A 15,945-nucleotide genomic window follows, 5' to 3' on the forward strand; every position below is an offset into this window, starting at 1 on the left:
AACCGGGAGACGCCGGTAGGCCCGGAGACCCCGGAGGCCGTGCGGGCTTCCGGCGGGCCGGACCTGACCAAGACCGGGGCGGCCGGGACCTCGGCGGCCTCCGAGGCGTCCGGGGCGTCCGGGGCCCCCGCCGAGGTGCCCTCCGGTTCGCAGGAGGCGGCGGCCCGGCGCGGCAGCGGCGGACCCGGCCGGTTCATGGGCGCGCAGGGCACCGAGAAGTCGAAGGACTTCGGCGGCTCCGCGAAGCGCCTGCTCGCCCTGCTCGGCCCCCAGCGCAAGCTGCTGTTCACCGTGCTCGGCCTGGGCGTGCTCTCCATCGGCTGCCAGGTGGTCGGCCCCCGGGTGCTCGGCAAGGCGACCGACCTGATCGTGGCCGGGGCCACCGGGCCGCGCTTCGCCGGCGCGCCGGACAAGCAGGCCGTCCTGGACGGGCTGCGGGCCCGGGGCGAGGGCAACGTCGCCGACCTGCTCGCCACCGTCGACTTCACGCCCGGCCGGGGCATGGACTTCGACACCATCGGCACCGTCCTGCTCTGGGTGCTGGGCATCTACCTGGCCGCCGTCCTGTTCGGCGTGCTCCAGGGCCGGCTGGCCGCGCTGGCGATCAACCGCACGGTGTTCCGGCTGCGCGAGGAGGTCGAGGCGAAGCTGTCCCGGCTGCCGCTCAGCTACTTCGACCGGCAGTCGCGCGGCGAGGTGCTCAGCCGGGTCACCAACGACATCGACAACATCAACCAGTCCATGCAGCAGACCATGGGCCAGGTGGTGAACTCGCTGCTGACCATCGTCGGCGTGCTGGCGATGATGTTCTGGATCTCGCCGCTGCTGGCGGTGATCGCGCTGGTCTCGGTGCCGGTGTCGGTGGTCGTCGCCACCAAGGTCGGCAAGCGCGCCCAGCCGCAGTTCATCAAGCAGTGGGGCTCCACCGGCAAGCTCAACGCGCACATCGAGGAGATGTTCACCGGGCACAGCCTGGTGAAGGTCTTCGGTCGCCAGAAGGAGGCCGCGGAGCTCTTCGACCGGGAGAACCGGGCGCTCTACGAGGCGTCCTTCCGGGCGCAGTTCATCTCGGGCATCATCCAGCCCGCGATGATGCTGGTCGGCAACATCAACTACGTGCTGGTCGCGGTGGTCGGCGGTCTGCGGGTGGCGAGCGGCGCGCTGTCCATCGGCGACGTGCAGGCGTTCATCCAGTACTCCCGCCAGTTCAGCCAGCCGCTCAGCCAGGTCGCCTCGATGGCCAACCTGGTGCAGTCCGGCGTCGCCTCCGCCGAGCGGGTCTTCGAACTGCTGGACGCCGAGGAGCAGTCCCCCGAGCCCCGGCACCCCGAGCGCCCCGCCGAGGTGCACGGCCGGGTCGCGTTCGAGGACGTCTCCTTCCGCTACGACCCCGACAAGCCGCTCATCGAGGGCCTGTCCCTGAAGGTCGAGCCCGGCCACACGGTGGCCATCGTCGGCCCGACCGGCGCGGGCAAGACCACCATGGTCAACCTGCTGATGCGGTTCTACGAGGTCAGCGGCGGGCGGATCACCCTGGACGGGGTGGACATCGCCGCGATGTCCCGCGAGGAGCTGCGCTCCGGCATCGGCATGGTCCTCCAGGACACCTGGCTGTTCGGCGGCACCATCGCCGAGAACATCGCCTACGGCGCCGAGAGCGCCACCCGCGAACAGGTGGTCGCGGCCGCGAGGGCCGCGCACGTGGACCGCTTCGTGCGGACCCTGCCCGAGGGCTACGACACCGTCCTGGACGACGAGGGCGCCGGCGTCAGCGCGGGTGAGAAGCAGCTGATCACCATCGCCCGGGCCTTCCTCGCCCAGCCCTCGATCCTGGTCCTCGACGAGGCCACCAGCTCCGTCGACACCCGCACCGAGGTGCTGATCCAGCGCGCCATGGCCGAACTGCGCACCGGCCGCACCAGCTTCGTGATCGCCCACCGGCTCTCCACCATCCGGGACGCCGACGTGATCCTGGTGATGGAGAACGGCTCGATCGTCGAACAGGGCACCCACGACGAGCTGATCGCCGCCGACGGCGCCTACGCGCGCCTCTACCAGGCCCAGTTCGCCCAGGCGGTGGCCGAGGTCGACTGACCCCGCACCACCCGCCGCGCCGGGGGGAGGTCCGCACCGCGCGGGCCTCCCCCCGGCGCGTCCGCGCGTCCCTGACGGGAGGTCAGCACCGGCCCGCGGCGGCCGCCGTCGGGCGCGCTACCGTGGTCGGGTGTCCGAACCGACCGCCGCGCACCCGACCGCCGACACCTCCCCCGCCGCCGGGCCGTCCCCGGCCGGTCCGGTGGACGCCTTCCAGGCCGAGCGCCGCTACCTGGGCGCGGTGGCCTACCGGCTGCTGGGCTCGGTCGCCGACGCCGAGGACGTGCTCCAGGACGCCTGGCTGCGCTGGCAGTCCGCCGACCGGTCGGACGTCGCGGACCCGCGCGCGTACCTGACCACCGTGGTCACCCGGCTCTGCTACGACCAGCTGGGCTCGGCCCGGGCCCGCCGGGAGGCGTACGTCGGCGAGTGGCTGCCGGAGCCGGTGCTGACCGCCGCGGACTCCCCCGCCGAACGGGTCGAGCTGGGCGAGGCGGTGTCGGTGGCGATGCTCGCGGTGATGGAGCAGCTGTCCCCGGCCGAGCGGACGGCGTTCGTGCTGCACGACGTGTTCGCGGTCGGCTTCGACGAGATCGCCCCGGCCCTGGACCGCTCCCCCGAGGCCGCCCGGCAGCTCGCCTCCCGGGCCCGCCGCCGGGTCCGGGACGGCGGTCGGCGCGGCCCGGTCGACCCGGCCGAGCACCACCGGGTGGTGACGGCGTTCACCGCCGCGGCCACCGGCGGCGACCTGGCCGCGCTGGTGGCGCTGCTCGACCCGGAGGTCGTCTGGCACGCCGACGGCGGCGGCGTCGTCCACGCGGTGCGCCGCCCGGTCTTCGGCGCGCTCCACGTCTCCCGGCTGCTGCGCAAGCTCACCACCCGCTGGATCAGCCCGGAGCAGCCGCTGGTCCCGACCGTGGTCAACGGCGAGGCGGGCGCGGTCTGGTACGCGGCGCCCGGCACGGTCGGCGGCGTGATGGCGTTCACCGTCGAGAACGGCCTGATCACGGCCGCGTACGTGATGGTCAACCCGGAGAAGCTCGGGCACCTCGCGGCGGGGCGGGCCGAGCGGGCCGAGCCGGCGGGGCGGGCCGAGCCGGCGGAACGGGTGGAGCGGGCCGAGCCGTCGAAGCCGGCGGAGTGACCGGGATCACGGTCACACCCGCCCCGGCCGCGCCGTCCCCCTTCCAGCACCGCCACCGGCGGGGTTCCGAAGGAGGACGAGATGACCGGCAAGCACATCGTGGTGATCGGCGCGGGCTACGCGGGGCTGTCCGCCGCCGCCGGGATCGGCCGCGGCCCGGACCGGGTCACCCTGGTCGCCCCCGAGCAGCGCTTCCACCACCGCGTCCGGCAGCACGAGATCGCGGCGGGCCGCCGGGTCGCCCGCCCCGAGATCGCCCACGTGCTGCGCGGCCGCAAGGTCACCCACCGGGCCACCCGGGCCGTCGCGATCGACCTGGCCGCCCGCGAGGTGCGCACCGAGGACGGCGGGCGGCTGGCCTACGACACCCTGGTGTACGCGCTCGGCAGCCGCACCGCCTGGGGCGGGGTGCCGGGCGCCGCCGAGCACGCGTACTCGGCGGAACGTGCCGAGGAGCTGCGCCACCGGCTCGCCGGAGCCGCCGCGCCCGGCACCGTCGCGGTGGTCGGCGGCGGCCCGACCGGCATCGAACTGGCCACCGAGCTGGCCGAGGCGTACCCGGCCTGGCAGGTCCGGCTGGTCGCGGCCGACCGGGTCGGCGGCTGGCTGTCGGAGCGCGGCCGGGCGCACGTCCTGGCGGTGCTCGGCCGCCTCGGGGTCCGGGTCGACGAGCAGCACCGGGTCACCGCCGTCACCGCGGCCGGGCTGAGCTGCGGGGACGACGACCTCCCCGCGGACGTGGTGGTGTGGGCCGCTTCGATGGAGCCGCACCCGCTGGCCGCCGACGCCGGCCTGGCCGTCAACGCCCGCGGCCGCGCCCTGGTGGACGACCACCTGCGCTCGCTCTCGCACCCCGAGGTGCACGTGATCGGCGACGCCGCCGCCGTCGACCTGCCCGGCACCGGCGAACTGCGGATGGCCTGCGCCACCGCGATGCCGCAGGGCCGCTACCTGGCCAAGCTGCTCACCGGCCGCACCGGCAAGCCGTTCTCGTACCGCTACGTCACCCAGTGCCTGAGCCTGGGCCGCGGCGAGGCGCTGGTGCAGCTGATCCACGGCGACGACTCGATGCGGCCCCGGGTGCTGACCGGCCCGGCCGGCCGGTTGGTCAAGGCCGGCATCGTCAAGGGCCTGCCGCTGTCGCTGCGCTGACCCCGGGCGCCGACGACGGCGTTTGGCCCACGGCGGCGGGCCCGTGGCGGGCGGCCGGGACGACGGCGGTGCGCCGGAACGGCGGCGGGCCGGCACCCCCTCGTACGAGGGAGCACCGGCCCGCCGTCATCGGCCCGACTCCGGAGCTACTTCTTCTCCTTCGGGGCCTCCGCGTCCGTCGACAGCGCGGCGATGAAGGCCTCCTGCGGGACCTCCACCCGGCCGACCATCTTCATCCGCTTCTTGCCTTCCTTCTGCTTCTCCAACAGCTTGCGCTTGCGCGAGATGTCACCGCCGTAGCACTTGGCGAGGACGTCCTTGCGGATCGCCCGGACCGTCTCGCGGGCGATCACCCGGGAGCCGATCGCGGCCTGGATCGGCACCTCGAACTGCTGGCGCGGGATGAGCTTCTGCAGCTTGCCGGCCATCATCACGCCGTAGTTGTAGGCCTTGTCCTTGTGCACGATCGCGGAGAACGCGTCCACCGCGTCGCCGTGCAGCAGGATGTCGACCTTGACCAGGTTGGCGGACTGCTCGCCGATGGGCTCGTAGTCGAGCGAGGCGTAGCCGCGGGTCTTGGACTTCAGCTGGTCGAAGAAGTCGAAGACGATCTCGGCCAGCGGCAGGGTGTAGCGCAGCTCGACCCGGTCCTCGGAGAGGTAGTCCATGCCCTGGAGGGTGCCGCGGCGGGACTGGCAGAGCTCCATGATCGCGCCGACGAACTCGTTCGGCGCCAGGATGGTGCCGCGCACCACCGGCTCGTACACCTCGGCGATCTTGCCGGTGGGGAACTCGCTCGGGTTGGTGACGGTGTGCTCGGTGCCGTCCTCCATGATCACCCGGTAGACCACGTTCGGGGCGGTGGAGATCAGGTCGAGGTTGAACTCGCGCTCCAGCCGCTCCCGGATGATCTCCAGGTGCAGCAGGCCGAGGAAGCCGCAGCGGTAGCCGAAGCCGAGCGCCACCGAGGTCTCCGGCTCGTAGGCCAGGGCGGCGTCGTTCAGGCGCAGCTTGTCCAGGGCGTCGCGGAGCAGCGGGTAGTCCGAGCCGTCCAGCGGGTAGAGGCCGGAGAACACCATCGGGCGCGGGTCCTTGTAGCCGCCGAGGGCCTCGGTGGCGCCCTTGTTCTGCGAGGTGATGGTGTCGCCGACCTTGGACTGCCGGACGTCCTTCACACCGGTGATGATGTAGCCCACCTCGCCGACGCCGAGGCCGTCGGCGACCTTGGGCTCCGGCGAGATGACGCCGATCTCCAGCAGCTCGTGGGTCGCGCCGGTGGACATCATGGCGATCCGCTCGCGCTTGGTGAGCTGGCCGTCCACGACTCGCACGTAGGTGACCACGCCGCGGTAGGCGTCGTACACCGAGTCGAAGATCATCGCGCGGGCCGGGGCGTTCTTGACGCCGACCGGGGCCGGGATCTTCTCGACCACGTGGTCGAGCAGCTCCTCGACGCCGAGGCCGGTCTTCGCGGAGACCTTCAGCACGTCGCTCGGGTCGCAGCCGATGATGTGCGCGATCTCGGCGGCGTACTTCTCCGGCTGGGCGGCCGGCAGGTCGATCTTGTTGAGCACGGGGATGATCGTGAGGTCGTTCTCCAGCGCCAGGTACAGGTTGGCGAGGGTCTGCGCCTCGATGCCCTGGGCGGCGTCGACCACCAGGATGGTTCCCTCGCAGGCCGCGAGGGAGCGGGACACCTCGTACGTGAAGTCCACGTGGCCGGGGGTGTCGATCATGTTGAGGATGTGCGTCGTGCCCGCCTGCTCACCGGACCTCGGCGCCCACGGGAGGCGGACGGCCTGGGACTTGATGGTGATGCCGCGCTCGCGCTCGATGTCCATCCGGTCGAGGTACTGGGCGCGCATCTGCCGGGGGTCCACCACGCCGGTGATCTGCAGCATCCGGTCGGCGAGCGTCGACTTGCCGTGGTCGATGTGGGCGATGATGCAGAAGTTGCGAATCACCGCCGGGTCAGTACGGCTGGGCTCTGGCACGTTGCTGGGGGTCGCGGGCACCTTGGTCCGATTTCTGATCCGATCAATATGGTTCTGTCCATCCTCCCATGCCGAACGGCCCCCGGGTCCTTCCCGGCCGAGCGGGAGTGCGGGACGATCACCTCATGATCTTGGAAAGCGCCCTGCTCGACGTCCTCCCCGGCCGGGAGGAGGAGTTCCTCGCCGCCTTCGCCGAGGCCCGCCCGCTGATCTCCGTCCAACCCGGCTTCCGCTCCCTGGAACTGCGCCGCTGCCTGGACGCGGGGCGCGCCTCGCGCTTCCTGCTCCAGGTCGGCTGGGACACCCTGGAGGACCACACCGAGGGCTTCCGCCGCTCCCCCGAGTACGCGCGCTGGCGCGAACTGCTGCACCGCTTCTACGACCCGTTCCCGACCGTCGAGCACTACGGCGAGCCGCTGCTCACCGCCTGACCGCCGGCCGCGGACGAGGGGACGGCGCGGGAACGGCCGGGGAGGGCGGCTGGGGTCGGCGGTCCGGTTTGGGCGGGCCGGGGCGGCCCTGGTAGCGTGGGGCGCTGCACTCCGCCCTCGGCATGCCCTCTCAGCTGCCCGAGCGGCACCAGGGGTGCCACCCGTCGTAGTAACGATTCACAACAGACTGAGGCTCTTTCGTGGCGAACATCAAGTCCCAGATCAAGCGCAACAAGACCAACGAGAAGGCGCGCCTGCGCAACAAGGCCGTCAAGTCCTCGCTGAAGACCGCTCTGCGCAAGGCCCGCGAGGCCGCTGCCGCCGGCGAGACCGAGAAGGCCGTCGTGCTGGCCCGCGCCGCCTCCAAGGCCCTCGACAAGGCCGTGAGCAAGGGCGTCATCCACAAGAACCAGGCCGCCAACAAGAAGTCGGCGATCACCAAGCGCGTCAACGTCGCCGCCTGATCCAGTTCTTCCGTACGGCCCCGCCGTACACCCGGTGCCACCAGGCACCACTCCGGTCGGCGTGAACCCGCGGCCCTCTACCCGCCACCGCCGACCAGCCGCTCCCGGAAACCCCGGCCCTCTACCCGGAGTTCCGACGAGCCGTACGTCCCGTACCGCACGCGGCCTGCGTTCGCCACGCGGGTGCGGTACACAGCTTCACAGTGCGAGCGCCCGTCCACGGGCCTCCACTCCCTGCCCGCCCGGGTCTCCCGGGCGGGCAGTCGGCGTTTCCGGCACTCTTCCGACCGGGTCGCTTCCCCCGCCCGAACGCACCAGCGAGGCACCCAACCCCCCGGCCCGGAGTGTCCCACCGACACCGGCCGGCCGGCAGCTCCCAGCCCCGACAGGTGTACGCGGGTCCAGTGCCTAGTAGGGGCGGGAACCGGCCCGGGAGGCGCGGGCGACGGCGACGACGGCGCGCTCCAGCGCGTACGCGGGGTCGTCGGAGCCGCCCTTCACGGCGGCGTCGGCCTGGGCGACGGCGGTCAGCGCGGCGGCCACCCCGTCGCCGGTCCAACCGCGCATCTGCTGGCGCACCCGGTCCACCTTCCACGGCGGCATGCCCAACTCGCGCGCCAGGTCGGCGGGCCGCATGTTGCGGCCGGCGGAGGCGAGCCGGCCGATGCTGCGGACGCCTGAGGCGAGGGCGTAGGTGATGCCGGTCGGCGGCTGGCCGACCGCCAGCGCCCAGCGCAGCCGTTCCAGCGCCTCGGCGGCCCGGCCGGTCACCGCGAGGTCGGCCACCTCGAAGCCGGTCGCCTCGGCGCGACCGCTGTAGTACTTGGCGACCGCCGCCTCGTCGATCGGGCCTTCGATGTCGGCGGTCAACTGGCTGCACGCGGCCGACAGTTCCCGCAGATCGCTGCCCAGCGAGTCCAGCAGCGCCTGGCAGGCCTCGGGGTTGGCGGCCCGCCCCAGGGTGCGGAACTCGTTGCGGATGAAGGCCAGTTTCTCGCTCGCCTTGGTGAGCTTCGCGCAGGCGACCTCCCGGGCGCCCGCCTTCTTCGCCGCGTCCAGCAGCCCCTTGCCCTTGGCACCGCCCGCGTGCACCAGCACCATGATCACTTCTTCGGCGGGCGACTCCAGGTAGGCCTTGACCTCCTTGACCGAGTCCGCCGAGAGGTCCTGCGCGGCCCGGACCACGATGACCTTCCGCTCCGCGAAGAGCGAGGGCGTGGTGAGCTCCGCCAACTGCCCCGGCTGCAGCGCCCCCTGCGCGAGGTCCCGGACGTCCGTGTCCGGGTCCGCCGCCCGGGCCGCCGCCACCACCTCGGCAACCGCGCGGTCCAGCAGCAGCTCCTCCTGGCCGACCGCAACGGTCAGCGGGGCGAGCAGGTCGTCGGGTGCACTCTTCCTGGCCATCGCCTACCAGGATCGCACGCCACACGGACAGCCTTCCGCGCCACACCCCTTCCCCTACCGCACCGGGCGCCTCCCTTCCCTGCCTCCTGGCCCCTCCGCGCGCCGCCCGCCGGGGAAGCGGGGCCGGTGCCGTACCGCCTGCGGGGCCGAGGACAATAACGACGTGATCGAGAACAATGACCGTCAGTTGCTCGTCCTCCCCGACCGCGATGCGGCGGAGGAGGTCGCTGAGGAGTTGAGCGTGCGCTGGCCCGAACTGGGCGACGTCGAGGTGGTCCGGGACTCCCTCGCCGGGGAGGACGACGCCGAGGACGCCCAGTGGCTGGTGGTGGTGGAGGCCCCTGAGGAGGACGGCTGGACCACCCGCCTGCTGAGCGAACTCGACCAGCTCGTCGCCGAACAGGACGGGTGGCGGGAGCAGGGCTGACGTCCCGCCCCATCCGCCACTCCCCTCGCCACCGCCTGGCCCCGCCCGAACGAGGTACCCCACCCGTTCGGGCGGGCGTTTCCGCTCCGGACCGCCCCCCCCCGGCCCGGTCCCGCCCCGGACCGGGCCCAACCCCGGGCCGGGACCAACACCAGGGCGGGCAGGTCAACCGTGAACCGGGTGCGGGTGCGTCGCCACGGCCAGGTCCCGCGAGTCACCCAGAACCGCGATGTCCCCGGAACTGTCGGTCCGGACCACCGTCGCCCCCAGCGTCTTCAGCCCTGCCACGGTCTGGGGCGCCGGATGCCCGTACGGGTTGCCCACGCCGCAGGAGATCAGGGCCAACCGCGGACGGAGCGCGGCCATCAACGACCAGTCCTGGTTCGCCGACCCGTGGTGCGCCACCTTCAGGACATCCACCCGTCCCACCCCGGGCAGCCCCGGACCGCTTCGAATCGTGCCCAGGCCGGCACCCTCACTCCCTCTACCTTCCAGCTGAGTTGATGGCCCACCACCTGGTTCGAGGGTCGAAGACGGAGACTTGGCCGGGGATGGGAGTGGCGGCATGCCGAGCGCCAGCAGGGCGGACTGGGCCGGAGGTTCCAGGTCTCCGAGCAGGGCGACCCGCAATGGGGCCGCGGGCGGGCCGAGCACCGCGAGGATCGCGATGCTGGAGTTGTTCGGCCCCTCGGCGTCGGATGCCGGGGGTGAGGTGGGCCACAGGACCTCCCAGGTGAGTTCGGCCCCGGCAGTGCGCCGTTCGCCGCGCCGCGCGTGCATCACCGGAATGCCGCCGCCCGCCGCCCAGCGGAGCACCCGGGAGCGTTCGCCGTCCGACTCGTCCGAGGTGGTCACCTCGATCGCCCCGACCGACCGGCCGCGCAGGACGCCGGGGATGCCTTCCGCGTGGTCGGCATGGAAGTGGGTGAGGAGCAGGAGGGGGATCCTGGTCACCCCGAGGCCCCGCAGGCAGGCGTCGGCCGTCTTGGGGTCGGGCCCGGCGTCCACCACCACGGCGGTGCCCGGTCCGACAGGCAGGACCGTCATGTCGCCCTGCCCGATGTCGCACATCGCCAGCCGCCAGCCCGACGCGGGCCACCCGGTCGCCAGCCGGATGACGGAAGGCGGGCGCAGCAGCACCAGCGGCAGCAGCAGGGCGACCACGAGCGCCACCAACGCTCTCGTCCGCCGATGTCGGCTTTGGCGGCCGGCCAGCAGCGGTGTCACCGCCCAGGCCAGCGACACGATCACCACCACCAGTAGGACCGCACCCAGCGCCCCGGCGGGCCAGGCGAGTTCGGCCCCCGGCAGTTCCGCCCCGCGCCTCGCGACAGCGGCCAACCAGCCGACCGGCAGTGCCGCGAGGTCCGTCAGGAACTCCGCGGTCCCCTTGGAGAAGGGTGCGACCGCGAGCGCGCCGAATCCGAGCAGGGTGGCCGGGGCGACCGCGATCTCGGCCAGCAGGTTGCACGGCACCCCGACCAGGCTGACCCGGGGCGCGAGCAGCACGGTGACCGGCGAGCAGAACGCCTGCGCCGCCGCGGTGGCACCGACCGCCGCCGCCAGGTGGTGCGGCCAGCGGCGCGCCCGGAGCGCCGCCGTCCACCTCGGGCCGAGCACCAACAGCCCGGCCGTGGCCAGCACAGAGAGCAGGAACCCGTACGAGCGGGCCAGGTACGGGTCCACCAGGATCAGGATCAGTACCGCGCCGGCCAGCGCGGGGACGCCTCTCCGCGGTCGGCCGGTGGCCAGCGCGAGCAGACCGATCAGCCCGGTGGCCGCAGCTCTGAGCACGCTCGGGTCCGGCCGACAGACGGTGACGAACGCCAGCGTCAGCGCGGTTCCGAGCAGCGCCGTGGTGCGGAACGAGAGGCCCAGCAGCCCGGCCAGGCCACCGCGTCCTGGGGCGTCGGGTTCACCGGGCGTGCCACCCACCAGGACGGCCAGGACGATCGCCAGGTTGGCGCCGCTCACCGCGACCAGGTGACCAAGGTCGGTGGCCCGGAACGCGTCCGCCAGATCGTCGGGCAGCCGCGACACGTCACCCACCACCAGCCCGGGGAGCAGCCCGCGCGTGTCCGGCGGAAGGTGGTCACAGGCGTCCCGAAGTCCTTTGCGGAGGTGGGCCGCGAGGCGCTGCGGGAGGTTCGGCGGAGCGATGACACGCGGCTGCCCCTGAGGAACGAGCAGCGCCGCGCTGTCGCTCCGGGACCTCCCTCCCGCCGCACCGGCCGCCGGTGGCCGCTCCGGCAGCACCTCCGCCCGCAGTTCCAGTTCGGTGGACGGGGTCAACTGCCTCCAGGGGTAGTCGTCTTGGGAGCGGACCAGCAGGGTGACAGGCGTGCGGGTCGCGATGGGCGGCGGCGGAGAGCCGCCCTGGGGACGCGGAGCGGCACGGACTCGGGTGACGAGTGCGGAGATGGTGAGCGTCGGTCTGGACAGGGAGCTGCCCTGGGTGTGCGAGCCGTGCTGTTTCGGATCGCCCGTGACGGTCAGCTCGACGGTGATCTCGGGATTGGCAGGTTTCTCTTCCACCAGCTGCCGCGCAGCGCCCTGTCCGCCACCGTCGACCCGCTGTCCGACCGCAGCGGGTGGTGCGGCGGGACGGGCCAGTGCGGGCAGTGGGCCGCGGTGCAGGTCTGCGGTGTGCAGGACGGTGGTGGTGGCCGCCGCGGCGGCGGTCAGCAGGACCGCTGCGGTCAGGCGGTGAATCGATCGACGAGGTCCTTTCGTGGCGAGCAGGACGAGGGAGACCGGCACAGCCACCAGGGCGGCCAGCAGCAGCGGGGGGTGTCGGTCCGGATCCAAGGCGAGGACAGCGGCGGCCACTGCCCATGCGGTGCAAGCCGGGAGGAGCAGTCGGTAGTCGGTCCGGTGGTGGACGAGAGGCGGCGCGGCCGGCATCGAAGCTCCTCCTTTCGGCAGGGCAGCGGGCGGCGGTGAACGGCGGGTGGTCCGCAAGGCAGCGGTGGTTTTTTCCCGTATACGACCTCCTTGGCGGGAAAGCTGGTTGATGCTCTCGATTCGTCTGGTGACTTGGGTAGGCGCAAGCTCGGGCCCATGCGGCGGTTGGCCAACAAGCCTTCTGTAAAGCCGACTTGGCGTCTTTTTCGGTAAAGCCGTGCGGGCTTAACGGTTTTCGGGGCTGTACTCGGCGTGAGGTCTGCTCACCTCACGCCGAGCAGCGAGAGCTGAGCAGGGGCAGCCTCCCGACAGCAATGCAGCAGTGTTTGTCGCGGTGGCCTCACCACAGGGGGTGGGCCCGGTCAGAGCTCGGGCGGAGCGGTCAGAGCCGTCCACCCGCAGGGGCGAAGGACGTGGTCGAGCAGAGCGGCGACGGCGGTGATTCGGGTCTCGCACCCCCTGTCTCCTGGCCGGCAGGCGGCGGGGTTGCCGGCCAGGACACGCAGTGGCGGTACAAGACGTGGCGCGCAACAGGAGCGAGCTGAAACCTCCTCGTGCGTTCTCGGGGTGGGTGATGTACCTGGCCGAGCCTGGCGGGAGCGGCCGGTCAGAGGGTCAGGAGCGGCTTGAGGTCCTCGTACTTCCGCGGGCCGATGCCGGGGACTTGGCGGAGTTGGTCGACGGATTGGAAGGGGCCGTGGGCGAGGCGGTACTGGAGGATGCGTTGGGCCAGTGCGGGCCCCACGCCGGGGAGTGTGTCGAGCTGGTCCGCGCCGGCGCGGTTGAGACTGACGGAGCCTGCGGGGGCGCCGCCCGTGGCTGCGCCACCGGGGAGGGGGTCGGTGTCTACGAGGATCTGTTCTCCATCGGTCAGTGGGCGGGCGAGGTTGAGGAGGCTGGTGTCGGTGTCGGGGAGCGGACCGCCGGCGGCGGTCAGGGCATCGGCGACCCTTGAACCCGCGGGGAGGGTTCGCAGGCCGGGGTGTTGGACTTTCCCGGCGATGTCGATGACGAGGGGCGGTCCGGTCGGCTGGAGTACTGGCGCTCCTTCCGTGGTCCGATCGGAGACGGATTCGGCTGTCGCGACAGCGGGGACGGAAACGGGGTGCGGTCGGCCGAGCCAGAAGTGCTGGATGGCGTAGCCCGTGGCGAGGACAAGCAGAACGGTCAGACCGAGTACGGCCCGGCGGTCGAGGGTGAGCGCGCCCGGGAGGCGGAACCGCAGGGGCAGTTTCGGCGGGGTGGTGTGGGACACGGCGGCGGGGTTCGGGGTCGGTGGAGCTTCGGGTGGCGTCAGGTCCAGGTCCGACGGGGTGTCGGCCCAGCTGTCGTCGAACGGATGGAAGTTGGCGGGCCACTCCGGAGAGGAAGCGCCGTCCAGCGGGTCGGCGCCGTCCGGAACCGACGCTCCGCCGCGGGGAGGATCTCGCTCCGGCGGCGAATCGGCTCTCGGTGCCACGGGCGCTTCCGTCCGCACCGGAGCAGAGGGTTCAACTGTCGCGGCGCCTTCAAGCCGGCATTCCGAGAACGCCGCCGAATCGGCCTCCGCGTCGTGCGCCGACCGCAGCGGCGGACCGTCCGCTGCCGCTGAAGGCAGTTCGAGCGCGAGGAGGTCGGAGTCGGCGGGCAGGTCTGCCGGGAGGATCCGGTCGAGACGGACCCGGGCGGTTGCGATGGCCAGACGGCGACGGGCTAGGGGGGTGGTGATGGTCCTCATGGCGAGGACAGTAGAACGGTGCTGACGGTCCGTCGGAGAATTCGCCCACCCCTGTGGATAACTCCGGCTTGTGGATAACTCTTGTCGCTCGAACGAGTGATTGCAGCGGGGTTCAGTACGACGATGCGACGATCGGAGAGACCACTACGGCCAGCAATCCAGGGCCGACGTGCGCGCCGATCACAGCGCCGACCTCGCTGACGTAGAGCTCTTTCAGCCCGGGCACCCGTTCCCGCAGCCGTTCCGCCAGTGGTTCGGCCCGGTTTTCGGCGGCCAGGTGGTGGACGGTGATGTCCACCGGCTGCTGACCCGCACGTTCGACGGCGATCTCTTCCAGCCGGGCGATCGCCCGGGAGGCCGTGCGGACCTTCTCCAGCGGCTCGATCCGCCCTCCGGCCAGGTGCAGCAGTGGTTTCACCGCCAGTGCGGAGCCGACCAGTGCCTGGGCGGTTCCGATCCGGCCCCCGCGCCGCAGGTGCTCCAGGGTGTCGACGTAGAAGAAGCCCGCGGTGCCGGCGGCCCGGTCCTCGGCGGCGGCGACCACCCGGTCGAGGTCCGCCTCGACGGCGCCGGCATCGGTATCGGCAGCTGCGCCCCGGCCGCCCACGGTTCCCCCTGCGCCACCGGACGCCGAACCGGCCCGGGCTGCGTCCAGCGCCTGGGCCGATTCGGCGGCGGCCAGGACGCAGCTGCCCAGGGCCATGCCGACGAGCCGGCTGTCGACCACCCGGACCGGGATCGAGACCTCGGCGGCAGCCAGTTGGGCGGCCTCCGCGGTGCCGGAGAGCTCGGCCGACAGGTGGATGGAGACGATGCCGCGTGCACCGGCTTCGGCGGCCGCCCGGTAGGCGGCGGCGAAGGTCTCGGGGCTGGGGCGGGAAGTCGTCACCCGTTGCTTGGAGCGCAGGGCCTCCGCGACGTCCTTCGGGGAAATCTCGACGCCTTCCGCGAAGACCTCGTCACCCACCGCGACGCTGAGCGGGACCACCCTGATGCGGTGCCGGTCCACCGCCTGCTGGGGCAGATACGCGGTGGAATCCGTGACAAGTGCGAGGTGGCCGGGCATGTGCCGGAGGTTACCCGCCGCGGGGCCGAGAAGACAGCGCTCGTTATTCGGTGGTTTGCCCCTCAGGGGGTGGGGTAATTTCTCCGCACACGGAAAGCGACCGCCTCGTGACGCGGGGTCAGGGGCGGTTGGGTCCCGCCGGGTTCGGCTTGCGGAGGCGGTCGGCGAGGCGGGAGAGCGGCTCGGCGGCCAACCCCAGCAGTTCCTCGGCACTGGTCGGGCGGCTGGAGCCGAGTCCCTTGCGGCGGTCGGCGGGCTCCTCCGCGGAGGCGGCGGTGCCCGGGGAGTCCGTTCCGTCAGCGGGGGCCGAGGCGGTGCCGAGGCCGTCAGTGGCAGTGGGCTCGGCGGGGGTCCAGTGGCGCAGAGCACCGGCCTCGTCCTGGCACTCCTTGCCGAGGCGGGCGAGCTCGTCGTCTGCGAAGCGGCGCATCCGGTCCTGGGCGGCCCAGCGCAGGGAGTCCGCGGAGTGGGTGATCCGCTCAGCGCGCTCGCGCAGTTCGGGGAGTTTGGCGGCGACCCGGCTGTTCTGCGGCTCGCGCTCCAGCATGCGGAGTTCGGAGTCGAGTTCCGCGGCGTGCGAGTCGAGGCGGGCGAGCAGTTGAAGCGCGTCGCCGAGTTGGCCGTCCTGCGGGACGCCGGACTCCAGGACCTGGCGGGTGGAGTCCAGGGCGGTGCGCAGGGACAGCCGGAGCGCGGCGATCCGGCCCTGCTCCCCCGGCCTGGTGATGCTCTTCGCCTTCAGGGCCGCGTTCTCCACCGCCCGCTGGGCGTTGGCACTGTGCCGGTCGACCTTGGCAGCCACCGCCTTCGCCGCCTTCACCGTCCCGACCACGGCCATCACCAGCAGCGCCACCCCGAACAGCGCGACCAGCGCCACCACTACACCGAGCGCTTCCATCGGGAGCCCACCTTCCGCCCGTGACCGGCCCTGGACCGCCCGGTGCGGTCCGCGTGTCCGCCGGAACCTCCACCGTAGCCCGGAGCGACGGCCGACAGCAGGTCGCGAGCATGCCTCAGGCCCGAGATCAGGGACAGCTCAGGGATGTCCCCCAAGCGATCTCCCTTACTCCCGGACGGTGCCCGCGCCCTGCGGCCCAGGCCGGACCCGTTGCCCGGCCTGCATCCGAAGGCCATCCACGAGGGCCGCA

The 15,945-nt window shown here is 72.6% G+C and carries 12 protein-coding genes; 6 read left to right on the forward strand and 6 right to left on the reverse strand.

Annotation, left to right across the window (positions count from 1 at the left end; genetic code table 11):
* Positions 1-195: 195 nt before the first annotated feature.
* The 3 genes from ACIQVD_RS03475 to ACIQVD_RS03485 all read left to right on the forward strand — a co-directional run bounded on the left by ACIQVD_RS03475 (position 196) and on the right by ACIQVD_RS03485 (position 4,390).
* Complete coding sequence (locus ACIQVD_RS03475; protein WP_100838467.1) at positions 196-2,094, forward strand: ABC transporter ATP-binding protein; 1,899 nt, start codon at positions 196-198, stop codon at positions 2,092-2,094.
* 130 nt (positions 2,095-2,224) lie between these two features.
* On the forward strand, positions 2,225-3,238 hold the full coding sequence (gene sigJ / locus ACIQVD_RS03480; protein ID WP_402285705.1) for an RNA polymerase sigma factor SigJ: 1,014 nt from the start codon (positions 2,225-2,227) through the stop codon (positions 3,236-3,238).
* An 81-nt stretch (positions 3,239-3,319) separates the two neighbouring features.
* A complete protein-coding gene (locus ACIQVD_RS03485) occupies positions 3,320-4,390 on the forward strand; it encodes an FAD-dependent oxidoreductase (protein ID WP_100836106.1) in 1,071 nt (356 codons plus the stop codon).
* 146 nt (positions 4,391-4,536) lie between these two features.
* Here ACIQVD_RS03485 and lepA read toward each other — a convergent pair whose 3' ends face one another.
* Positions 4,537-6,405 carry a translation elongation factor 4 gene (lepA, locus tag ACIQVD_RS03490; RefSeq protein WP_400686533.1) on the reverse strand — a complete coding sequence of 623 codons (1,869 nt, stop codon included), beginning with the start codon at positions 6,403-6,405 and terminating at the stop codon, positions 4,537-4,539.
* 104 nt (positions 6,406-6,509) lie between these two features.
* On the opposite strand from lepA, the gene ACIQVD_RS03495 reads away from it, so the two are divergent.
* Positions 6,510-6,815 (forward strand): antibiotic biosynthesis monooxygenase family protein, encoded by a 306-nt coding sequence (locus ACIQVD_RS03495; RefSeq protein WP_402285708.1) that lies wholly within the window; start codon positions 6,510-6,512, stop codon positions 6,813-6,815.
* A gap of 200 nt (positions 6,816-7,015) precedes the next feature.
* A complete protein-coding gene (rpsT, locus tag ACIQVD_RS03500; protein WP_099899135.1) occupies positions 7,016-7,279 on the forward strand; it encodes a 30S ribosomal protein S20 in 264 nt (87 codons plus the stop codon).
* A gap of 408 nt (positions 7,280-7,687) precedes the next feature.
* Here the strand turns inward: rpsT and holA are convergent, their stop codons facing one another.
* A complete protein-coding gene (gene holA, locus ACIQVD_RS03505) occupies positions 7,688-8,683 on the reverse strand; it encodes a DNA polymerase III subunit delta (RefSeq protein WP_100836109.1) in 996 nt (331 codons plus the stop codon).
* Between the two features lie 163 nt (positions 8,684-8,846).
* On the opposite strand from holA, the gene ACIQVD_RS03510 reads away from it, so the two are divergent.
* Entirely contained in the window at positions 8,847-9,110 is a 264-nt protein-coding gene (locus ACIQVD_RS03510) for a hypothetical protein (RefSeq protein ID WP_402285712.1), read from the forward strand.
* A 165-nt stretch (positions 9,111-9,275) separates the two neighbouring features.
* Here ACIQVD_RS03510 and ACIQVD_RS03515 read toward each other — a convergent pair whose 3' ends face one another.
* The 4 genes from ACIQVD_RS03515 to ACIQVD_RS03530 all read right to left on the reverse strand — a co-directional run bounded on the left by ACIQVD_RS03515 (position 9,276) and on the right by ACIQVD_RS03530 (position 15,695).
* Positions 9,276-12,014, reverse strand: coding sequence for a ComEC/Rec2 family competence protein (locus ACIQVD_RS03515; RefSeq protein ID WP_402285714.1), 2,739 nt, complete (start codon positions 12,012-12,014; stop codon positions 9,276-9,278).
* Positions 12,015-12,621: 607 nt separating this feature from the next.
* Positions 12,622-13,731 (reverse strand): helix-hairpin-helix domain-containing protein, encoded by a 1,110-nt coding sequence (locus ACIQVD_RS03520; protein WP_402285716.1) that lies wholly within the window; start codon positions 13,729-13,731, stop codon positions 12,622-12,624.
* Between the two features lie 112 nt (positions 13,732-13,843).
* On the reverse strand, positions 13,844-14,797 hold the full coding sequence (locus tag ACIQVD_RS03525; RefSeq protein WP_402285719.1) for a DegV family protein: 954 nt from the start codon (positions 14,795-14,797) through the stop codon (positions 13,844-13,846).
* A 118-nt stretch (positions 14,798-14,915) separates the two neighbouring features.
* Entirely contained in the window at positions 14,916-15,695 is a 780-nt protein-coding gene (locus ACIQVD_RS03530) for a hypothetical protein (RefSeq protein ID WP_402285721.1), read from the reverse strand.
* Positions 15,696-15,945 lie beyond the last annotated feature (250 nt).

It is taken from the genome of Kitasatospora sp. NPDC090308, from assembly GCF_044769485.1.
Taxonomy (GTDB): domain Bacteria; phylum Actinomycetota; class Actinomycetes; order Streptomycetales; family Streptomycetaceae; genus Kitasatospora; species Kitasatospora fiedleri.